Below are 22,956 nucleotides of genomic sequence, written 5' to 3'. Positions count from 1 at the left end.
TATTTTAGGTTAATGAAAAACAAGCCATGGCAAATTCGGTGACGAACTTGCGTCAAATAATCTCTTTCAAAACAACTTTTAATTTGGGTATTGAACGCTACGATTGACACGGGTCTCTCTCACAAGTGGTTGTTATCTAACGATCGTAACGTGAAGGTAATATTAGTAAAAACTTTAAGGCAGCCTACCGCGCATGAATTATTTTTTTGCCTGTTGCAACAAAAAATATTCAAAACACTTTTTCGCAAAGCATTGCTGAATAAAATCACCTTAAAAATCAGGTGAGCGTCTGTGTGCAATTATTCAGATAACATCATCAATGAGTGACAACATTCCTTCGGGACTAACGCCGAGCCAAAACAAAAATACAGCAAGCACAGCGATCGTTACGCTACTAATGACATACACCAACGGATGCAATTCTTTTGCCGACTTAATTTGAAGTTTCTGATCAAACATCACAGCAATGATCTTTATATAATAGTATAGACCAATTACGCTATTGACTACGAGGCAAAATACAAGGAGCCAATGTTGGGTTCCAATGCCAGCGGTAATCACATAGAACTTTGCAATAAATCCGGCAGTGAGTGGAATGCCCGCGAGGGATAGCAACATTGCGCTGAACGCAACAGCAGTGAGCGGGCGACGCCATAGTAGGCCGCGGTAGTCGTCGATCAATTCAGCATCGCGATGTTGATCGGATAAAGTAGCAATGATGCCGAATGCACCTAGCGTCGTGATGAAGTACGCGACGAGATAAAAAGTTGTCGCTTGAGCCCCCATGCTCCCGCCCGAAAGAAAGGCAACCAATAAATATCCGATGTGAGAGATAGACGAGTATGCAAGTATCCGTTTCAAATTCGTCTGTCGTAGTGCAAGAATGTTTCCGACGAACATCGATGCGATCGATAAAACAGTGAACAAATTCGTAAACGATTCATACTGATATCCATTGATCGCATTGAAGAACCTCACGAGTAGCGCAATCATGCCGCCCTTTGAAACGGTAGCAATAAATGCGGTTACCGGTGTGGGCGCCCCTTCATATACGTCAGGCGTCCACATATGGAACGGCACTACACCGAGTTTAAATCCCGCCCCAACGATTAGCATTCCCAAACCTGCCATCATGATCAATGGAATATCTTGTGTCGTGGTCAAGTAGTAACCGATACCGCCAAAATCCATCTTACCCGTGGTCGCGTATATGAGCGACATTCCGAAGAGTAGAAATGCAGAAGAGAATGCCGCGAGTATTAGGTACTTGATTCCGGCTTCATCGGATCGCTCTCGTGTTCGCAGATAAGCGATCAATGAATAAAGCGAAACACTCAACACTTCAAGCCCCAAAAAGAACGAGACGAAATGTTTACTGATTACCATGATGCATGCGCCTAGTGCTGCTAGAATCAGGAGAATATAATATTCTTCTTTTCTTTCCTCGCGTTGTTCGAAGTAGGCGTATGACATTAATGCCACAACGAGTGTGGTGAGTAATATGAGACCAATGTTGAAAATTCCGAACCCATCGACAACGAGTAGCGGGTCGATGTGCTGTTGATGATAGAGGGAGTATGACGTGAGGAAAATAAAATCGCCAATGAGCGATAGTACCGTAATCGCGAAAATTACTTTGTGATTCCTTTTTATAGAGATGGAAAAGAAATTTAGAATTGCCGCACTGGATAAGATTAGCAATGGTGTAAGGCTGTAAAGATCACTCCTATTCATGATGAACTCCTTTCTCGGTTGCAGGTACCGTTAAGGTTTGATAATTCGGATTGATAATTTTTGGCTCTTTTGGTGCTTGGAATTCACGGTTTAATGTTTTTTGTAAACCATCTTTCGCAAGGTCGATGGCAGGCTGCGGATGCACGCCTAACAATATAATGACAATTACCAAAGGCAAAAGGATTAGCCTTTCCCGTGCGGTAAGATCAGCGAGAGACTGATGGTGTTCTAGCCGTGACTTGCCAAGGAAAACTTTCTGCATAATACGAAGAGAATATGCTGTAGCGAACACGATGCCGATCGTTGCTATCAGCGTCATTGTTTTGTTGGCTGACCAAGATCCGATGAGTGTTAAAAACTCGGCCACAAAATTTCCTAAGCCAGGTAGTCCAAGTGATGCCATCGCAAATATGAGTGTGATCACACTTGCAACTGGAATGGACTTCCAAAAACCACCCATCTGTGTGACATCACGCGTGCGAATTCGCTCGTACAATAATCCTGCGATGATGAAGAGTGCACCTGTACTTATACCGTGGGTTATCATTTGCATCACGACACCTTGCAATGCAATTTCTGTCAAAGCAAACACCCCGAGCATTACAAAACCCATATGACTCACACTGCTATAAGCAATGAGTCGTTTGAGATCTGTTTGTCCATAAGCTTGCACTGCGCCGTACACTATTCCCGTTACGCCCAACGCCATCGCTACTGGCGCAATCGCCGCAGATTGTTCTGGGAAGAGCGGCAGAATAAACCGAATCAATCCATATGCACCGGTCTTGAGAAGTAGTCCAGCAAGGATCAAACTTCCTGCTGTTGGTGCTTCCGTGTGCGCATCGGGAAGCCACGTGTGAAACGGTATGACCGGGAGCTTTACTACGAATGCAGCAAGAAAACCCAGCATGATCCATTGTGCCGTCTGCTTATTCATCGACGTACCCAGGAGGTCAAAATAATTGAATGTGTATTGATCCGTTGCTTGACCGTGCACGAAATACAATGCGATAATCGACATCAACATCAGTAAACCACTTGCCTGCGTAAAAATGAAAAATTTGTAAGCAGCATACTGTCTGTTCTCGTGTCCCCAGATGCCAATGAGAAAATACATCGGGATGAGCATCACTTCCCAGAAGAAATAGAATAGGAAAAGGTCCATCGTGAGGAACACACCTGTGATGCCTGCGAGCACCCATAACAGGTTGAAGTGAAAGAAGCCAACCCGAAAATGAATTTCATTCCACGAAATAGCGACAGCAATTATCCCTAGAAAAAAAGTGAGGATAATCATCAAGAGACTTATCCCATCTAGTGCCAGGTGAAAACTTATGCCAAAGCTCGGAATCCAGTTGAGCTTTAGTTGTAACAGCCATGGTGAAGAATTGGTGTTCGGTTGTGCCGCCATCCAGAGGCTGATGAATAAATTGATTGCGATGGCACCAACGGAAATCCACCTCGGCAGCATCGTATTCATTCGCCCAGAGAACCCAGCCGCGATGCCCCCGAAAAGTAAAACCAGAATCAATATCATGAGTATCATGGTGTGATGATTAAAGTGAAGGTTATGATAATGACTGCTCCGGCAACGATTCCCATGATATACCAGCGGAGAATTCCATTTTGTGATCGCGAGAAAAGGGCACTCATCATTTCACTGAGTTCAACCAGTGCGCTGTAAAGCTTGTCAATGAAGTCGTGTTTGTTAACGCGCGCGAAAAATAATATGGGTTTTACGATGATGGCATCATACAAGCTATCGAATCTCCATCCTGCATACCAAAAGCGGTGCGTTTCAATAGTTGATGCGTGAATGTCGTCCGCAATTTTCGGTTGTATTACATAGAAGTAATACGCCATTGCAATGCCAACCAATGTTAACAGGCCGGTAGATGTTTGTATAATCCATTCGTGCGACTCGACGTTCGGCCTAAGTGTTACGGGAGGTAAAGTCGTTGAGAAAAGATCACTGAATAATGTGACATGTCCGAACGTATGTGGTAACTCGATGAATCCAGCAAATAGCGCAAGTACAGCAAGGATCACCAGCGGCTGCGTGATCAAATTTCCTGGCATATGAGAGACTGATGTCTTTGCTTCACCGTAGAACGTGAGGAACACCATTCGGAATGTATAGATCGCGGTAATGAATGCGCCGACGACTGCGGCTAGAAAAAACCAAATATTGCTTTGCTGTGAAGCAAATGAAAGCCAAATGATTTGATCTTTGCTATAAAAGCCAGCAGAAATTAAAGGCAATGCCGCTAGCGACGCAGATCCAATCAAGAACGTTGCAAACACTGCTGGCATCTGTTTTCGAAGACCTCCCATCTTAAACATGTCGTGCTCATGATGCAAAGCCATGATCACCGCGCCTGCTGCGAGGAAAAGTAACGCTTTAAAAAAAGCATGAATCATAAAATGAAACACTGCCGACGACCACGCGCCGATACCCAGCGCAAGAAACATGTATCCAATCTGACTAATTGTTGAGTATGCCAATACACGTTTGAGATCATACTGAGTTAGTGCGCTACATCCAGCGATGAGGAGGGTGATGGCGCCGACGATGCCAACCCATAGTTGTGCCTGCGGTGCAAGCACGTATAGTCCGTTCATGCGTGCGATGAGATATACACCAGCGGTAACCATTGTTGCTGCGTGTATCAGGGCACTGACAGGTGATGGTCCTGCCATCGCATCGGGGAGCCACGTTTGCAGTGGGAATTGCGCAGACTTTCCAACGGCGCCGCCGAGAAGTAATAGGCAAATTGTCACAGGTGTTGTGCTGCCCGTTGCCCATTGCTGTGGTGCTAAGGTTAGAATATCCTGAATGCGAAGTGTGCCAAGTTCAGCAAATAACATAAACAAGCCCACTGCTAGTGCTGTATCTCCTATTCGCGTAATGATGAACGCCTTTCGTGCGGCGTAGCCATTCTTCTCCTCTTCGTACCAAAATCCGATCAGCAGGTAGCTGCAAAGACCGACACCCTCCCACCCTAAATACATTAAGATAAGGCTATCGGCAAGTACAAGCATGAGCATTGCACTTACGAACAAGTTCAGGTACGCGAAGAATCTTGCAAAGCTCTCGTCATGGTGCATGAATTCAATTGAATACACATGGATTAGAAAACCTACAAACGTTATGACGAACACAAACACGAGCGAAAGGGTGTCCAGATGTAGCGCAATAGGAACGGATAGATTGTCGACGCTAAACCAATTGACGATGACCGTGTACTCCGGAATCTGTCCCGTTGTGAGGAAATCGATCATGATGACGATCGTAAGAATAGCCGCAGCGCCTACGCTACCGCATCCAACTATACTCACGGCGCGTCGTGGTAGATTTGCATTTCCTGAAATGATCAGAATGCATGCTCCTAAGAACGGAAGTGTCGGAATGAGCCATAAAAAGTCTTTCATAAAAAAAGATTTATGCTAACACGTGGTAATAATTTCTTCAACCATGCATCTTGTCTGCGGCATCGCTATCGAGTGTTTTAAGCTGATGATATATCTGCAAGATCAGGGCTAGCCCCACCGATACCTCGGCAGCCGCCATCGTCAAAATAAAAACGAACATAACTTGACCATCCGGTTGCCCCCACCTCGCACCTGCGGCAATAAACGCCAGGCCTGCAGCATTGAGCATGATCTCCACGGATATCAGCATGAAGATGATGTTTCTTCGAATGAGCACGCTGATAAGACCGAGAACGAATAAGATCCCGGCGAGCATTAAGGCTTGATCGGCAATTGCAGCATTCATGTGGTTTGGTTTTCGAGGAAACGATGCTGTACCTTTTTCTTTTGTCTTCCCAAGTGATAAGCGCCGACGACTCCTGACATCAATAATAAACCGCTAAGTTCGACGCCAATGATGTATGGCCCGTACAACGATAGGCCTACTGATTTTGCATCCACTGCTTGCGTTGTCAATGCTGTGGTTTCATGAGATAGTAGGATGTAAATCAACTCACCCAGCAACACGATTGACAGTATGGAAGGACCAAGAATGACTTTGCGTGAAAACCAAATTCGCTCCTGCTCTACAGACTCTTCTTTGAGGTTTAGCATCATGATCACGAAGATGATTAGCACAACGATTGCACCGGCGTATACAATGATTTCGAGTGCCGCAACGAATGGCGCACCGAGCACAAAGAATACAATGGCGATCGATAAAAACGAAATGACTAAGTACAGTAGCGCATGAATTAAGTTGTATCGCGTAATCGCCATAATGGTGGCTAGCACGGCGACAAATGAAGCAATTATGAAGGTGATATTCATGGCAATATATTTACGGTACTAGACTGTGGATATCGACCGGTTTCTCTTCATTGATCGCCGCGCCTTTCTCTTTGCCCTGGATGGCCATGCCAGCGACTTTGTAATAATTGTAGCCTGGATATTTCCCCTGACTATCAATGAGAAGATCTTGCTTTTCGTATACCAAATTTTGGCGATTGTACTCACCCATTTCGAAGTCAGGAATAAGTTGGATCGCATAGGTAGGGCAAGCTTCTTCGCAATATCCACAGAAGATGCAGCGCGAGAAGTTTATGCGAAAGAATGCTGGATATCGGCGACCACTTTCATCTTGTGTGGCTTGAAGGGAAATGCAATCTACGGGACACGCGGCTGCACAAAGATAGCACCCCACGCACCGTTCACCCATATCAGGATCACGTGTTAACACGATACGCCCACGCCATCGCGCGGGGAGTTTCGCTTTCTGTTCTGGATATTGAATCGTGACTCGCTTTTTGAACATGTGAAGAAAAACAAGCCACATACTGCGAACGATGCTGAACATGATAAATTTTTAATGGGTATTCATCCAGAGAATTATTCCTCCCGTAACAACGAGATTCAAGAGTGAAAGCGGAAGTAGAATTTTCCAACCGAACTCCATGAGCTGATCATACCTTGGTCTGGGTAATGATGCTCGCAAGAGGATAAAGAAAAAAATAAATCCGAACATCTTGATAATGAACCACGCTAATGGTGGCAGAAAAGATGGGCCATACCATCCACCTAAAAACAGCACCGTAACCATTGATGAGATCAGCATGATACCGATGTATTCGCCAACGAAAAACAGTCCGAACTTCATGCCTGAATATTCTGAATGAAAGCCAGCAATCAATTCACTCTCCGCTTCTGGAATATCGAAAGGTAGTCGATGCGTTTCAGCGATCCCGGCAATTAAAAAAATCACGAACCCTAAAAACTGTGGTACAATAAACCATTGGTATCGTTGCGCCTCAACGATATCGATTAAGCTAAATGATCCAGTCATCAACACAACACCCATCAACGATAGTCCCATGAACACTTCATAAGAGATGAGTTGCGCGGCACCACGCATTGACCCTAGCAGTGCATATTTGTTGTTTGACGACCATCCTCCGAGAATTATACTGTAAGCGCCCATCGATGACATGGCGAGAAAAAAGAGCAGACCAATATTCATATCGGCTACAATAATTCCTGGAGCAAAAGGTATTACGACAAAACTCAGTAGTACCGTAATGACGACGATCGCGGGTGCAAGGACGAAGACTTTTTTATCGGCAAAGGGAGGTATCCAATCTTCTTTAAAAAAAAGTTTTAGTGTATCGGCGAGTACCACTAGCAAACCAAAGGGACCTGCGCGATTTGGTCCATAACGATCTTGCCACAACGCGAGTAGCCTACGTTCAAGCCAGATTAATCCTGGAGCCACCAGCAGTAATCCCGCGAGTACGCCGAACGTTATGAGTAGATGACTAATCGTTGCGTCGTCCATTTTCGTAAGCGTTAATGTTGGACCTTAGTTTTTCGCACGTAATCGTGAAGTTCTGTTAAGGGACTCGTTTCTACGATCCCCCATTCGGGAAGCGCGTTAATGGGTGCATCACACAGTCCATAAGGCAACGCCGCCATTCCCACCGGAATATTTCTATTGATCTTTATCGGAAAACTATAGGAGATGTTCGCGATAGATACTTTGATGATATCTTGCTCTTTGAGATGATAAATGTTCGCGTCGACCGCGCTGATTAACAGATAAGGTGTGGGTATGCGCTTTTGAATTGATGCGGACTTGGCGCTCATTTCCTCGCTGCCGAAAATGTGGTAGGTCGGCACTATCCAAAGGTGATGCTCTAAAGGAACAAATGCTTCCGGTATTCCTTGAAAATACACTAGCGATGACGCGGCATTGGCTTCTAGTAACCGAATACCGGAGTCGCCATCTTTCAACGATCCACCAACTTCGTGCTGATACTTGGCCACAGACTGCACCGAGTTCCAACCTGGCGACCAATAGAATGGTATCATCGCTGATGGTGGTTGTATGCGTGTACCTTCCATGGTGTAACTCAATGGAGAGTCATCGTCTGTCGGAGGCTTTTGCTCACTCACCTGGATGTGTGCATGCATCGACGTGCGACCACTGAAACGATGTGGCTCGCGTGGAATCCGTTGTCCTACAATTCGGAAATCTACAGCTGGATTTACCTCGTCTATATTTTGTAGCATTGGTTCTTCTGAGGCCATCGCTTTAGAAATGTCTTCAAAGTTTTGCCATGTCTGAAGTTTAGGATGTTGAAGTGTTTTGCCAATGTTAATGATCCATCGCCAGCTTTCTTGAATGGATTCAGTCGATTCATAGACTTGGAAGAATCTTTGTGCACGACCTTCGTTGTTGACAATAATACCGTCGGACTCTGCAAATGTTCCCGCTGGAATTACGACGCTAGCCCTATCGGTCGAATCGCTCTTTGTGTGATCGAGTACAATTACATTTTTACATCGCGCGAGAAAATCGCCAACTTCAGCAAAGCTTCCATGTCGAAACAGATCATTCTCTAGTAGGATTAAGGTGTCGGCATGACCGTTAATAACCGCATTGAATGCAGCAGACAATCGATGTCCTCCGATCATGGTAAGCCCCATCGAATTACATTCTAACATCGTGTAGGTTAAGCCTACCACGATTCCATTTTTATGGAGTGCTATTGCAACGTTCGCCGCAGCCTTCATCACGGCACTTGATGCGCATCCGGCGCCAGAAATGATCGTTGGATTTTTTGCTGCCAGTAACCCGTTCGCAATACTCCGTGCGCGCACTTGCAATGCTTCCGGGAAATGTTCAGGTGCAGGAGAATTATGGTCGACGCAATGTGCGACTGCAAAGCCAAGCCGTGCAATATCTTCTGGGGTTGCGTAATTCGCACTTGTACAAATATCATCGAGTTTTGTTTCGTGTATCGTAGCGGAGTACAATGGCATTTTCCGCTGCTGCTGTAAATTTTTTCGAGCCGCATCTTGCCAACCTTGTATGTGTATTTTTTCCGGTTCGCCGGACAAATCTTGTCGCACGGCTTGCCTTACCGCCAATGCAACTATTGGTGCCGTGTTTGTTAAGTCTTCACCCAAAACAAATATTGCGTCGGATTTTTCTATTTCTTTAGTAGATGGTGTTCGCACTGGCCCATCTTTCAAAATTCGTACAGCAAGTTCTGCGAGATCGTGTTCATGATCTGAAACACCATGGTAGAAATTGTCTTCTCCGACAAGGGTCTTGAGTGCAAAATTTGATTGCAGCGATGCACGCGGCGATCCAATGCCAATGACTTTGGCGCTTTTCATTATTTTTTCTAGCCGCGTTTCAAGTTCTGTTCGCTCGACGACGTCTCCGTTGATACTTGGCTGTTTAATTCGATTTTCTGCGTTAACAAACTCGTAGCCGAATCGGCCGCGATCGCAGAGAAAGTACCCGTTTATCTTTTCGTGAAATCGATTGTGAATCATGCGCAGCGCGCCATAACGTTCACCGGCAATGGTATTGCACCCCACACTACAATGCTGGCAAATCGACGGTGACATTGTGAGGTCCCATTTTCGCGTGTAGTGTTCTTTCAATGTTTTGTCGGTGAATACGCCTGTCGGGCAGATCTCGGCAAGGTTGCCACTAAATTCGTTTTCGAGTACACCATCCTCGGCTCGGCCGAAGTAGACGTTATTTTTCGATGCATAAGCATCAAGATCTTTGCCGCCAGCATAGTCTTTGTAGAACCTTACGCAACGGTAGCACTGTATGCAGCGATTCATTTCATGATTCAAGAATGGGCCAAGGTCCTGATTCTTGTATGTACGCTTGTTAAATGTGAATCGTCTTTCGTGGTGTCCTGTCATCACAGTCATGTCTTGCAGGTGACATGAACCACCTTCATCACACACGGCGCAATCATGCGGATGGTTTGTCATGAGCCATTCGATCACTTGTTTTCGGAAGTCTATTGTGTCGGCATCATGAACAGCAAGATGTTGGTTGTGTACGACCGGTTCCATGCAAGACATCACCAGCCGTCCCTTCTTATCGTCGGCATCTTTAAAAACTTTCACGGCACACTGTCGACAAGCGCCCACCGATCCGAGGCCGGGGTGCCAGCAAAAATAAGGAACGTCAAAACCTAGGTTAAGGCATGTTTCCAAAACGTTTTTGCCGAGTGGTACTTCGTAAGTTTTGCAATCGATGATAATTGTTGCCATAATATTACCTATTCATTAAGCCACTACGGCATGGCGTGGCATACGCCGCAATGTATTGTTCAAAGTCTTTGCGAAAATATTTGAGTGCACTTTGCAAGGGTTCCATCGCGCCGGGTGCTAATGCACAAAATGTATTCCCAGGGCCAAGTAACCGAGTATGTTGTTCAAGTATCTTCAAGTCGCCGCGTTGCCCTCTTTCATTTTCCAACGCATGAAGAATTTTTTCAATCCACGGAAGTCCTTCACGACATGGCGTACAGAATCCACAAGACTCCTGGGCGAAGAAGTGTATCAGGTTTTTTACAAATCCAACGACGGAAGTTTTATCGTCTAACACAATTACAGTTCCTGTTCCTAAACGACTCCCGGCTGCGGCAACCGATCCGTAGTCCATCTTCACATCAAGATGTTGCTCGACAAGAAAATCTGTTGATGCACCGCCAGGCAACGCACCGCGAAAAGTGTGACCATCCCACATACCACCGGCATAGTCTTCAAGCAGTTCGCGTAACGTTACACCCATTGGCAGTTCCCAAAGTCCAGGTCGTTTTACCTTTCCGCTTACCCCATATATTTTTGTTCCCGCGTCGCCAGTCCTGCTTAATTTTTGGAACCAATCGGCACCATAGTTCACAATGTGTGGAAGACAGCTTAATGTTTCAACATTGTTGACAATTGTAGGTTTTCCAAAAAGTCCACTCACTTGCGGAAAGGGTGGTTTCGATCTTGGTGTAGCGCGCTTTCCTTCAAGTGAATTAAGCAAAGCAGTTTCTTCGCCACAGATATATCGGCCAACTCCTGTGTGTAAATGCATGTGTAAGCTAAAGTCAGTACCGAGGATGTTGTCGCCGAGATAGCCCGCATCGCTTGCTTCGTGGATGGCGTGTATAATCGCTTTCGCTGCATCTTTGTATGCCCACCGGAGAAATACATACGATGTGTCTGCCTGTATAGCAAATGCGGCAAGAATCATTCCTTCGATAAGCTGATGGGGAGCACTTTCAAGTAAGAGTCTATCCTTGAAAGTGCCCGGTTCCATTTCATCAGCATTACAAATAAGGTATTTTGGTTGGGGAGCGTCGAGTGGAACAAAACTCCATTTTAGCCCCGTCGAAAAACCTGCACCACCTCTTCCTCTTAAATTAGAATCTTTCACAAGTTGCTGGACAGCTTGAGGTGTCATAGACTTAAATACTTTTCTGACGGCCTCGTAGCCGCCCAACTTCTCGTATTCCTTCAAAGAAAGTGGTCGTCGGTCCTCGCGAATATGGGAAGTCAATGGGCGTAACATATTTATTCGTATTTGTTAAAGATGTTATCCAGTTGTTCCACTGTAACATCACGGTAAAGGTCATTGTCAATCATCAGTGCAGGCCCGTGATCACACGTTCCCAAACACGGATTGGGTAGCAGCGTGAAGCGTCCATCTGAACTTGTGCCGCCATACTCTATCTTTAAATTTTGTTTGATGTAGGCAGAAAGTTTTTCGTAGCCAAGCACGTAACAGGAGATACTATCGCACAAAAGAATTACATGTCTCCCTACCGGCTTTCGGAAGATGAGATTGTAAAATGTAGCAACGGAGTCCAAAGCTGCCGTAGACATTTCCATATACTGCGCGATGTCGGCAAGGCTCTCATCAGAAATCCATCGTCGATGTTCTTGCACGATCTTTAGCGCTTCAATACAAGCAGCCTGTTTATAGGGAACGATTCTGATCGCCTCGTCTATTTCATGTTGTTCTTCTTTCGTTAGCATGGTTGTTCACTGAATGAATGGAAATCAATAAGCGGATGTATGATATGAATTCGTTTATCACTAACGATCAATGTCTGCCAGTACATAATCCATCGCTCCAAGGATGCTTAACAAATCTGCCACGGTGTATCCTTTGCTGATGTAGGGAATCATTTGCATGTGTGCGAATGATGGCGTTCTTAATCGTACGCGGTACGGCGACGTGTTTCCATCGCTAATCGCATAGTAACTGTTCGCGCCTTTGGTTGCTTCGATGCAACTCATCGCTTCTCCGGCGGGTATCACAGGTCCCCAACTTACGCCTAGAAAATGTGTGATGAGTGTTTCAATATCTTTCATGGTATGCTTCTTCACCGGTGGAGTCGTTAGCGCATGATCTGCTTTGTAGTCTCCAGCGGGCATGTGCTTCCAACATTGTTCGATGATTCGCAAGCTTTGTCGCATCTCCTCTACCCGCACTTTAGCGCGATCATAACAATCACCGTTATGCGCTACGGGAACATCGAAGTTGAATTTTTCATAGCCGCTGTAAGGTCGTTCCTTGCGGAAATCCCACGCCATACCACATGCCCGCAGACCTGCGCCCGTCACACCCCATTCGATCGCTTCTTCCTTCGTAAATATGCCTATGCCTATCGTGCGCGATTTGAAGATGCTGTTGCGCATCACCATGTCATCATACTCTTTTAGTCGTTTCGGGAAGTAGTCGATGAATTCTTTAACGAGTTTGTCCCATCCAATGGGAAGATCTTGTGCGACGCCGCCAATGCGAAACCAATTTGGATGCATGCGGCCACCGCAAACAGCTTCAACGATGTCGAATATTTTTTCGCGATCAGTGAACATGTAGAATACAGGCGATAATTGGCCGACGTCTTGTGCGAACGTTCCGTACCAAACCAGATGACTTGCAATTCTAAATAGCTCGCACATCATCACGCGAATCACTTGTGCGCGTTCTGGAATTTGAATGCCTGCCAGTTCCTCTACCGCGAGTAAGTAGGCTAAGTTGTTATTAACACCGCCGAGGTAGTCGACACGATCAGTATAGGGAATGTAGGTATGCCAAGATTGGCGTTCAGCCATTTTCTCAGCGCCACGGTGGTGAAATCCGATATCAGGAACGGCATCGACAATATCCTCGCCATCCAATTGCAATACGATTCTCAGTACACCGTGAGTGCCCGGATGTTGAGGACCTATATTTAAGAACATGAAATCTGAATCTTCACTTTGCGAAGCCATTCCCCACGCCTCTGGATTGAACTGAAGATTGGATTGTTCGATTTCTTCTTTTTCGGGAAACAATCTAAAGGGCCCCATCTCAGTGGCACGCGCGGGATGTTCTTTTCGAAGCGGATTGCCTTTCCATGTTTCAGGCATCAACAGTCTGCGAAGAAAAGGATGGCCATCGAAACGAATGCCGAACATGTCGAACACTTCACGTTCATACCAATTTGCATTTGCCCACAACTTCGTAATGCTAGGCACAGTTGGGAATTCACCATGCAGCGCTACCTTCAAACGTAGAAAGGCATTTTGTTCAAAGGAGAACAAACAATAAACAAGCGTGAAGTTTTTGGAGGGATAGTCTGGTGAGAATTTTCGAGTGCGTTCGTCGATGGCGGTAATATCAAACAACAGTGCGTATGGCTGATCGATGTCATGCTTCAAATACGCCAGCACCTCCCGTAATTTGACCAGCGGAAGCCACAACGTCGTGACTTTATCTCGCGCATCTTGTTTAGTGAAAGTGTCTTCACCAAACTTCAGCTGCAAGAGCTCCGTGGTATTGGTTGTAGTTTTCATAACACTGCTGAGCGCAAGGCGTTCAGTGTTTATTTTTACGCGTTCATTGGATTCGTTTCTCGTTAAACATTAATTCCTTCCAGCGTCTTTGCTGTGCTGCGTTGCAGTTTATCGTCGCCACTGCTCACATGCAGCGGCGCTTTTCTATTTAAATTTCATCTGGCGTTTTAAAGTCTACCATCGCCAGACGCTTTTCTCGTTTTGTTTCTTTCACTGAAATTTTTTCTGGTCGAATAACACCTTGCTCTCCGATCACCCAACTTAACGGCCGTTGTTCTTTACCAACGCTCTGAGACAACAAGACCAGACCTTCCATAAAAGCGTCTGGTCTTGGTGGGCAACCAGGGACGTAAACATCGACAGGTAAAAACTTGTCGACGCCTTGTACAACGCTATAGATATCGTACATGCCGCCAGAGTTTGCACAGGAACCCATCGAAATGACCCACCGCGGTTCCATCATCTGCTCATGGAGACGTTTGATAATCGGCGCCATCTTCATAAATACGGTTCCAGCGATGATCATGACATCTGCTTCGCGTGGAGTACCTCTAATTACCTCTGCTCCAAATCTTGCGACATCATATTTGGGTGTCATACTTGTCGCCATCTCGACAAAACAACAAGAAAGGCCGAAGTGAAATGGCCACATCGAATTTTTCCGTCCCCATGCCAACAAACCTTGTACAGAAGTAAGCATGATACTTTGCTTCATGGTTTCTTCCATTGAACTAGTACCTTTTATCGCATGGTCGGATTTTCCATTCGTATTTGATAACCACCAGTTCATTTTTGTTTTGCGGTTAGTTTTTTGTAAGCCTTCAAAATCTTTTGTCCATCGGGACCGAAGTCTAGCGCACCAGCACGCCACTCATATATTAATACAACAACAAGTAGAATAAGAAAGACAACCATTCCCGCATAGCCGTACCAACCGAGCTCCTTGAATGCGATGGCCCATGAAAAGAGAAAGATTGTTTCGACATCAAAGATGACGAAGAGCATGGCGACGAGATAAAATTGTGATGAGAATCGAATACGCGCGGATCCTGTACTTAGAATTCCGCCCTCGTAAGGTTCGTGTGAAGCGCGTTCTTTGTGGCGTTGTCCTAGGATATATGACACACCAAGCATCGCGCCAACAAGGCTGAGCACAACAAGGCCATAGACAAGCAATGGCCAGAGAGAAGTACTATGTTCTGTCGGAGTATCCAACCTGTGGTTGTTTAACGCCTGTCACAAACAAAGTCTACGCAAGAAAAGGAAAAGCATGGTGCCCGTGCAGAATGCCGCCGGTTACTACCTCAATTATTGATGATGTCCTGTGATGTAATGCTCGAGATCTTCAATGATAGTACGCTGTTCTTCAATAACAAAGCGCACGACATCGCCGATTGAAATCATGCCTACGAGTTTCCCTTCGTCAATCACAGGTAAGTGACGAATTTTTCGATTAGTCATGATCTTCATACAATCTTCTATACTGGAGTCTGGCGTTACGGTGACAGGATTCTCTGTCATGATTTCGCCGATAGGTGTATCCTTTGATGATTTCCCCTTGAGAATCACGCGACGTGCATAATCACGCTCTGTGAAAATTCCGAGAAGTTTTTCGCCACGGTGATCTGTAATAATTAAACCACCAATGTTTTTGTGCGACATGAGCTCGATTGCCTTGTAAACAGTTACCGTTGGCTCTACCGAGAAAACAACATTTCCCTTAGCCTGGAGTATATTTCTAACTTTTCCCATACAAAGGTCGGTTTTGGTTGCAGTAAATGAAGATAATAAATTTTACCGCACATTTGCAAACGTTGTCGGCGATTAGTTGTAGGTGAGCATTCGTTAAAAGTTTAAAGTTTAAAGTTTAAAGTTGAAAGACCTTCAAAGATAGCCTGATTGCGCGGAGAGCCCTTTAGGGAAGTGAAGGGTGCGCGACGGCCTATGCGTTCGTGAATCGTTAAAAGTTTAAAGTTGAAAGTTTAAAGTTTAAAGTTGAAAGCCCTTCAAAGATAGCCTGATTGCGCGGAGAGCCTTTCGTGCCTTAGTGTTTTCGTGGCATAATGAAACTTTGGAAATAGTTCTGCAAGTGTTATATGATGCAACATGCTATTGCTCAATACACCATTGTTTCTCTGATTCACTTTGCCACAAAGGCGCGAAGGCTCAAAGTTTCACAAACACGTACGTTCTTACCTTAGTGTCTTGGCGTCTTCGTGGCATAATGAAACTTTGGAAATAGTTCTGCAAGTATTATATAATGCAACATGCTATTGCTTAATACACCATTGTTTCTCTGATTCACTTCGCCACAAAGGCGCGAAGGCTCAAAGTTTCACAAACACGTACGTTCTTACCTTAGTGTCTTGGCGTCTTCGTGGCATAATGAAACTTTGGAAATAGTTCTGCAAGTGTTATATGATGCAACATGCTATTGCTCAATACACCATTGTTTCTCTGATTCACTTCGCCACAAAGGCGCGAAGGCTCAAAGTTTCACAAACACGTACGTTCTTACCTTAGGGCCTTGGAGTCTTCGTGGCATAATGAAACTTTGGAAATAGTTCTGCAAGTATTATATAATGCAACATGCTATTGCTTAATACACCATTGTTTCTCTGATTCACTTCGCCACAAAGGCGCGAAGGCTCAAGGTTTCACAAACACGTACGTTCTTACCTTAGTGTCTTGGCGTCTTCGTGGCATAATTAATCTTTGAAAATAGTTCTGCCAGCATTATATAAATGCTACCGTGTCATCGACTTAGTATTCGCTATTTATTTACGTGGATAACTAACTGCTAACATGCAACGGATAATCGATGACGCTTCCTGTTCCATCGGTGATGATCAACCGCAGCGAAGGCGGCAGCTCAATATCTTGGCGATACTGAATAAGCCACTCCCGATTATGTTTGCTTAGTGTGATTGAACGCGTTGATTCATCCGTCACTCCGCTCCGTATGGTTACATCGTTGATCGTAAATCCTTTTTTTCTTACTGTGTATAAAACCGTGTTGCGATAAAAAGTCTTCTCTACTTTTGGCTTACGCATGTAGTCAGTCACGGCGGCGGTGTAGGCATTGGGAAGTTTTAATGCTTTTGCTCGTTGCATATAGTAACCCTTCTTTGCCGGATCGAGCAAAATGGAACGTGCCCAAGCGGATGCACGTTTAAATTCAAGACGCGTATTCCGCTGCGCTTCACTCCTGTTTGAATTGATCTGCTGTGGTAGTGCACTGATAAAAGTTTTTCCACGCATGGTTCTAAAAACTAAATTACTGCCGAACTTACCACTGAGCCCTTCCAAAATACTTGATGATAATACTTTCGCCATAACGTTGTAATTAATTATTATTATACTGTCTTAACCGAATGGGCAAAGACAAGTTGCACCACTGCAGTGACAACGACTGACACGTGCGTTGCAACATCCCATCATTCGACTAAATCTGCTCACATTTTCACACTCTGTCCAGTGTGCGTCCACGCAGCGTCCAGCCTTCATCCACACAAGCTTTTAACAAGATATTAGGTAGCGTGGTGAAACTATTATAGCGGTTTATTGCGCCGTGGCTACCGGCTACGCGCGCGTGCCACCCCGGACTAAAGTCCGGGGAAACATGCTAACAGCGCAAAACAGCTAACACGCAAGCTTCGGACTAAAGTCCGTGCAATATGAGTGCACAAACTCCGACTTCAATCCGAGGGATGGTCTGAAGTTTGTGTTTCATTAGTTTTAGGTTTGTTGATGCACGGACTATCTGCAAAAATGAAAGGTCATTCGGTGCGCAAAGCTTTTACTGGATTCGCCAACGACGCCTTGATTGCTTGATAACTGATTGTAGCGAGTACGATGACGAGCACGATCGCGAAACTTATTAAATAGGTCGACACACCCAGATCGACATGGTATATAAAATTCTGTAGCCACTTATTTAGCAAATACCACGAAGCGGGAATGGCTAACACAAATCCAAGGGCAATCAAGATTGCGAAATCTTTACAGATCATTGTTAGAATGCTGTTCACGCTTGCGCCCAATACCTTTCGCACGCCGATCTCTTTTACTTTCCGCTGTACAACATACAATACCAATCCGTACACGCCAAGGCATGAAATTAAAATGGCGATACCGGTGAACGTTTGAATGATCTTACTAAAATTTGAAAAGTTTTGATACTGGTCATTGAGTTGTTGATCGAGAAATCTAAACTCAAATGATTTCTCGGGAAATAGTTCGTTCCAAGTGGCCTCTAACCTCTTTATAGTTTCGCTCACATCGCTGTTATTGAAGCTGATCGACAGCGTATTGAATTGCGCTGGATTCACTTCCATAACGAGACTGGTGATGGGTGTTGTTAGCGAAGTGAAATGGAAATCGCGCACAACACCGATGACTTTTCCTATTTTCCCTTCGCGGTTGATTGTCTTTCCAATCGCTTGTTGTGGTATCCCCCACTTAAAATCTTTTACCGCCGTCTCGTTTACGATAAAAGCTTCGTTGTGGTCCGTGCCGAAACTGCGATTAAAATTTCTGCCTGCCACCAGTGACATGTTGTATGCGTTAATAAAATCGTAGTCTACAGCGATGTCGGCAATGAAAAGGTTATCCTCTTTTGTAAATCCTTCGGGGATAACACCCTGAAAAACCACACCAATTCCAGGTGCATTGGATGATAATGTTGTGTGGTTTACATTGGGCTGTGTTTCAATTATGTCGCGATAACTTTGAAGTCGTGAAAAAAAAGTAGAGTCTTCTTGTCGAAAAATACCATTGAGGTTATCACTGAACAACGGAATGTTAACCACGTGCGCTTTGGAGAAACCTAGTGGTTGATTGCTGATGAAACGCATTTGTCGCATGATCAATATGGCACCGCATAATAAAACACAAGCGATGGTGAGTTGCACCACGACAAGAGATTTTCTGAGCCATTGACTCCCACTGCCTAGCGTACTGCCGCCCTTGAGCGCACCTATTGATTCGAACTGAGTAATAAAATAGGCCGGGTATCCACCTGCTACGATGGTGATGAAAAGCAATAGAAGTAACGACGCCAGAACCAAGGGCGTATCTACCACCGCCATGAAAACAAGATTTTTAGAGGTTAGTGTATTCATTAGCGGCATTGTGCAAAAGAAAACGATATATGATAACAGCATCGCGACGAAGCAGAAGAGAAAGCTTTCAGATAAAAATTGAATGATCAGTTGATACTTCATCGATCCTAATACTTTTCTGATGCCGATTTCTTTAATACGACTCAACGATTGTGCAGTACTAAGATTTATGTAATTGATGCTGGCGATAAGTAAGGTTAAGAAACCGACACCGATAAAGATAAAGATGTTTGTCATCGAGTTTGTCGCGCGGGGTTCCGCTAACAACTCACTGTGCAAGTGGATATCTTTCACGGGCATCAATGTGAATATTTGCCCGACGAGTACTTCAGGCTTTGCATACTTTTTTAAGAAAGCAGGCATTCCAGCGTCTATCGTCTTGGGATCTGCGCCATCTTTTAATTGCACATAAGTATAGGAGTGGCTAATAACGAAATTCATATCGAGGTTAACACGCATTGCCTCTCTAGCTTGGTCGTCTTCTAGGTCAAACATACTTTCATACGGAACAAGCATATTGAACCGGATGTGTGAATCGTCTGCGAAGTTCTTCACGACAGCTTTCACTACAAAATTAGCTTTACCAGAAAATATGAGCGTTTGGCCAATTGGATCATCCGTGCCGAAGTATTTCTTCGCCATTTCCTCGTTGATTAGAATTTCATTCTTATGAACGAGCAGGTTGTTGTTCTGACCTTGAACAACTTCCAGGGTGAACATTTTTGCGATTGCTGAATCCGCGAAGAACACATCACTCTCTTCAAAAACTTCGTTGGCGTTCGGTCTTGAGACACTAACGTTTCTTCCAAACATTCGTCCCGCATTTTCAACATCGGAGAAATACGCTTGGAGCTTGGGGGCAATCGGCGGTGGTGTTGTTGCCAGCTCCAGATCATTAGGTGCCTTGTACTTTAGTCTATACAGTACATCGATGTTTTTATGTGAGGCATCATAATTCATTTCAGAACGCACATAAGTGATGATGAGTAACGCAAGCGATATTCCCGCACTAAGGCCGATGAAATTGATCAACGCGTAAGCCTTGTTCTTGAGAATGTTTCGATACGCAGTGCGAAAGAAGTTAGAGAACATATGGAGGGATGATTGGTCTTACTAATTTGTTGAAAGAAACTCATTGTGATTACAGAAATTGTGTTGAGCGGTATGGAAGACCTTGTAATTACCGTAATATTGGGGAGGATGTTATAGAACTTGCAACCTGGCGTTCGGAAGTCGCCGATCCTATTTTCATATGAATAAACCTTTTGAGCATCTCGTGATTGTAACACCTAGTGATGTCGACGATCTTGGTCATGTAAACAATGTTGTATATGTTCGATACATTCAAGAGGTGTCAGCCGCACATTGGGTGAGCCGGGCCGATGAGGTGTTGCGCGAAAAATATCTGTGGGTGGTATTGAGACACGAGGTAGACTACCGAAATCCGGCGTTTTTAAACGAGGAAATAATCGGCCATACGTGGGTTGGGGAATATAACGGTGCACGCTTTGATCGATATGTTAAGCTGACTTCTGCTAAATCGGGCAAAGTACTCACTGAATCGAAAACGACTTGGTGTATGTTGGATGCCAAGACAATGCGACCAACAAGAATAACGCAAGAGGTCATCGATATGATTAGCATCTGATCGTTACGGCGAGTGGACACTGCTGTGTGGCATTGAAATATTAAATCATATGATACTAACGTGAAGATTTATGATAAAACACATCTTAATCTCTTTGATTTTCATAACCCTGGTTTCCGTTGCTTTTGCGCAAGAGCTCGTTGACTCACGGAAGCGTGAAATTGTGATCACCAACGTTAACGTAGTACCGATGGACACGGAGAAGATTATCGAGAACCAAATGGTCATCATCAAGGATGGCAAGGTCACGGCCATTGGTCCTAAGCTTAAATACGGTAAGCACGCGCTTGTTATCAATGGGAAGGGGAAATTTTTGATGCCCGGACTCGCGGAACTTCACGCACACGTTCCGCCTGTCGATAATATTGATCCGATGAAAGATGTTCTATTTCTTTTCGCGGCCAACGGCATCACAACCATTCGTGGTATGTTAGGACACCCGCGGCATCTCGAGCTTCGCGACAAACTTCAAAAGGGCGACATTATTGGTCCGCGCTTTTTCACGACTGGTCCCTCTTTCAATGGCATGAGTGTCACATCGCCGGAGGCGGGAGCGGAAATGGTACGAAAGCAGAAACTAGCAGGTTATGATTTTCTTAAGCTACATCCAGGCTTAACACGTGATAAATTTGACGCCATAGCTTCGACTGCAAAACAAGAAAAAATTCCGTTCGTAGGACATGTGTCTTTTGGTGTCGGGATCTGGCGCGCCATAGACGCTCAATATTCCTCGATAGATCACCTCGACGGATTTGTGGAAGGACTCGTTCCAAACATCAAGGACATGGTTGATCAACAAACCGGAAGCTTTGGTATGTATGTTGGCGATCAGGCCGACTCAACGCAGATTCCCAAGTTAATGAATGCATTGCGCGAGAAAAATATATGGGTTGTGCCTACGCAGTCACTTGCAGAACGTTGGTTCTCTCCTACTTATGAAGCGGAAAGTATTCGAGCAGATCCCGACAGTCGATACATGTCTCCGGAAGTAATCAATCAATGGATCGAGAGCAAAAAGAACATCCAATCAAATCCGTCTTATGAAGCCGCAAAAGTATATCGATGGGTGAAGCTTCGTCGAAAGCTAATTCGCGCATGCGTTGATTATGATGTTAAATTGCTCCTCGGCAGTGATGCCCCACAGGTGTTTAATGTGCCCGGTTTTTCTACGCACAACGAATTACTCTATCTAACGCAAGCTGGATTAACACCTTATCAAGCATTAAAAACCGGTACTATTAACGCTGGAAAATATTTGCGCCTTGATAAGAGTGGATTTATTGCACCCGGTACAATTGCTGATTTGATTCTAATCAATGGAAACCCGTTGACCGATATAAGCCAAACACGAAATATTGCGGGTGTCTTCTTGAATGGCCAATGGTTGTCGAGGGAATACATCGACAAGGGATTAGAGGCACTTTCTCACTAACATCGTTTATGGAATATGTAACCTTAGGGAAGTCAGATCTTTTAATTAGTAAACTTAGTTTTGGCTGTATGTCATTGGAAAATGATGACGCAGACAATATTCTCCATCGCGCCAGAAACGCAGGAATAAACTATTTCGACACTGCAGATCTTTATCAGCACGGCCTCAATGAAGAGATTGTTGGTAAAGCATTTAAATCCGTGCGAAAGCAAATTCTCCTTGCCACTAAGGTGGGAAACCAATGGCGTAGCGATGGAAGTGGTTGGGATTGGAATCCAACGAAACGATACATTTTTCAAGCAGTGGAAGAAAGTCTAAGGCGATTACAGACAGACTATATTGATTTGTATCAATTGCACGGAGGAACAATCGACGATCCGATCGATGAAACGATTGATGCTTTTGAAATACTAAAGAAGGAAGGGAAAATCCGGCATTACGGAATTTCTTCCATTAGGCCGAATGTTATTCGCGAATGGATTGCACGATCGAACATGGTTAGCGTGATGATGCAGTATAGTTTATTAGATCGGCGTCCGGAAGAGACAATACTGAATCTATTGAGAGAACATCGTATTGGCGTGCTGACACGGGGGAATTTAGCCAGTGGCTTGCTGATCGACAAACCTGCTAAGCCATATTTAACCTACACGTCCGCTGAAGTGCAACAGATGAAAGATGCCGTTAAGCGATACGCAACGCAACGTAGTCCCACCGCAGTTGCTTTGAACTTCAGCTTACGTTCGCCTGCAGTTACGAGCACAGTGGTTGGTATCAGGACATTGCAACAGCTCGATGAAAGTCTTCAAGCATTGGCGTTCTCTGCTTTGACAGACGAAGAACTTGTTGGGCTCACGCGAACAATCACCGCGAATACTTACCAAGACCACCGCTAATGT

19 protein-coding genes are annotated in these 22,956 nt (G+C 44.8%); 3 read left to right on the top strand and 16 right to left on the bottom strand.

The features are described from left to right. Positions 1-303 precede the first annotated feature (303 nt). The 16 genes from DQQ10_RS14755 to DQQ10_RS14680 all read right to left on the bottom strand — a co-directional run bounded on the left by DQQ10_RS14755 (position 304) and on the right by DQQ10_RS14680 (position 20,069). Entirely contained in the window at positions 304-1,734 is a 1,431-nt protein-coding gene (locus DQQ10_RS14755) for an NADH-quinone oxidoreductase subunit N (protein WP_112747656.1), read from the bottom strand. Then, positions 1,727-3,280 (bottom strand): complex I subunit 4 family protein, encoded by a 1,554-nt coding sequence (locus tag DQQ10_RS14750; RefSeq protein WP_112747655.1) that lies wholly within the window; start codon positions 3,278-3,280, stop codon positions 1,727-1,729. Before DQQ10_RS14750 ends, DQQ10_RS14755 begins: the two co-directional genes overlap by 8 nt. Then, a complete protein-coding gene (gene nuoL, locus DQQ10_RS14745) occupies positions 3,277-5,166 on the bottom strand; it encodes an NADH-quinone oxidoreductase subunit L (protein ID WP_112747654.1) in 1,890 nt (629 codons plus the stop codon). Before nuoL ends, DQQ10_RS14750 begins: the two co-directional genes overlap by 4 nt. 37 nt (positions 5,167-5,203) lie before the next feature. Continuing rightward, a complete protein-coding gene (gene nuoK / locus DQQ10_RS14740; RefSeq protein WP_112747653.1) occupies positions 5,204-5,512 on the bottom strand; it encodes an NADH-quinone oxidoreductase subunit NuoK in 309 nt (102 codons plus the stop codon). Further along, the gene (nuoJ, locus tag DQQ10_RS14735; protein WP_112747652.1) at positions 5,509-6,036 is read right to left on the bottom strand and encodes an NADH-quinone oxidoreductase subunit J; all 528 of its coding nucleotides are present in this window, start codon (positions 6,034-6,036) and stop codon (positions 5,509-5,511) included. The genes nuoK and nuoJ overlap by 4 nt, the downstream gene beginning before the upstream one ends. A 10-nt stretch (positions 6,037-6,046) precedes the next feature. Next, complete coding sequence (nuoI, locus tag DQQ10_RS14730) at positions 6,047-6,562, bottom strand: NADH-quinone oxidoreductase subunit NuoI (protein ID WP_112747651.1); 516 nt, start codon at positions 6,560-6,562, stop codon at positions 6,047-6,049. 9 nt (positions 6,563-6,571) lie between these two features. After that, complete coding sequence (gene nuoH, locus DQQ10_RS14725; RefSeq protein WP_112747650.1) at positions 6,572-7,537, bottom strand: NADH-quinone oxidoreductase subunit NuoH; 966 nt, start codon at positions 7,535-7,537, stop codon at positions 6,572-6,574. 11 nt (positions 7,538-7,548) lie between these two features. Further along, a complete protein-coding gene (nuoG, locus tag DQQ10_RS14720; RefSeq protein WP_112747649.1) occupies positions 7,549-10,287 on the bottom strand; it encodes an NADH-quinone oxidoreductase subunit NuoG in 2,739 nt (912 codons plus the stop codon). A gap of 4 nt (positions 10,288-10,291) precedes the next feature. After that, positions 10,292-11,578, bottom strand: coding sequence for an NADH-quinone oxidoreductase subunit NuoF (gene nuoF, locus DQQ10_RS14715; protein WP_112747648.1), 1,287 nt, complete (start codon positions 11,576-11,578; stop codon positions 10,292-10,294). Between the two features lie 2 nt (positions 11,579-11,580). Beyond that, positions 11,581-12,045 (bottom strand): NADH-quinone oxidoreductase subunit NuoE, encoded by a 465-nt coding sequence (gene nuoE, locus DQQ10_RS14710; RefSeq protein WP_112747647.1) that lies wholly within the window; start codon positions 12,043-12,045, stop codon positions 11,581-11,583. 60 nt (positions 12,046-12,105) lie between these two features. Beyond that, complete coding sequence (gene nuoC, locus DQQ10_RS14705) at positions 12,106-13,854, bottom strand: NADH-quinone oxidoreductase subunit C/D (RefSeq protein WP_112747646.1); 1,749 nt, start codon at positions 13,852-13,854, stop codon at positions 12,106-12,108. A gap of 148 nt (positions 13,855-14,002) precedes the next feature. After that, a complete protein-coding gene (gene nuoB, locus DQQ10_RS14700) occupies positions 14,003-14,644 on the bottom strand; it encodes an NADH-quinone oxidoreductase subunit NuoB (protein WP_112747645.1) in 642 nt (213 codons plus the stop codon). Further along, positions 14,641-15,069, bottom strand: a complete 429-nt coding sequence (locus DQQ10_RS14695; RefSeq protein WP_245970423.1) for an NADH-quinone oxidoreductase subunit A — start codon at positions 15,067-15,069, stop codon at positions 14,641-14,643. The genes nuoB and DQQ10_RS14695 overlap by 4 nt, the downstream gene beginning before the upstream one ends. A gap of 93 nt (positions 15,070-15,162) precedes the next feature. Next, positions 15,163-15,606 (bottom strand): CBS domain-containing protein, encoded by a 444-nt coding sequence (locus DQQ10_RS14690; RefSeq protein ID WP_112747644.1) that lies wholly within the window; start codon positions 15,604-15,606, stop codon positions 15,163-15,165. 1,041 nt (positions 15,607-16,647) lie between these two features. Then, positions 16,648-17,190: a hypothetical protein gene (locus DQQ10_RS14685; protein WP_112747643.1), complete on the bottom strand. Its 543-nt coding sequence runs from the start codon at positions 17,188-17,190 to the stop codon at positions 16,648-16,650. A gap of 443 nt (positions 17,191-17,633) precedes the next feature. Then, complete coding sequence (locus DQQ10_RS14680; RefSeq protein WP_112747642.1) at positions 17,634-20,069, bottom strand: ABC transporter permease; 2,436 nt, start codon at positions 20,067-20,069, stop codon at positions 17,634-17,636. A gap of 160 nt (positions 20,070-20,229) precedes the next feature. Between DQQ10_RS14680 and DQQ10_RS14675 the strand changes: the two genes are divergently transcribed. The 3 genes from DQQ10_RS14675 to DQQ10_RS14665 all read left to right on the top strand — a co-directional run bounded on the left by DQQ10_RS14675 (position 20,230) and on the right by DQQ10_RS14665 (position 22,953). After that, entirely contained in the window at positions 20,230-20,625 is a 396-nt protein-coding gene (locus tag DQQ10_RS14675) for an acyl-CoA thioesterase (RefSeq protein ID WP_112747641.1), read from the top strand. 70 nt (positions 20,626-20,695) lie between these two features. Then, the gene (locus tag DQQ10_RS14670) at positions 20,696-22,057 is read left to right on the top strand and encodes an amidohydrolase family protein (RefSeq protein ID WP_112747640.1); all 1,362 of its coding nucleotides are present in this window, start codon (positions 20,696-20,698) and stop codon (positions 22,055-22,057) included. Then, a complete protein-coding gene (locus tag DQQ10_RS14665; RefSeq protein WP_317047945.1) occupies positions 22,006-22,953 on the top strand; it encodes an aldo/keto reductase in 948 nt (315 codons plus the stop codon). Before DQQ10_RS14670 ends, DQQ10_RS14665 begins: the two co-directional genes overlap by 52 nt. Positions 22,954-22,956 lie beyond the last annotated feature (3 nt).

The sequence above is a fragment of the Pseudochryseolinea flava genome (genome assembly GCF_003286915.1).
GTDB lineage: Bacteria > Bacteroidota > Bacteroidia > Cytophagales > Cyclobacteriaceae > Ohtaekwangia > Ohtaekwangia flava.
Note: the sequence above shows the minus strand (reverse complement) of the source record. Positions and strands in the feature narration are given on the sequence as shown.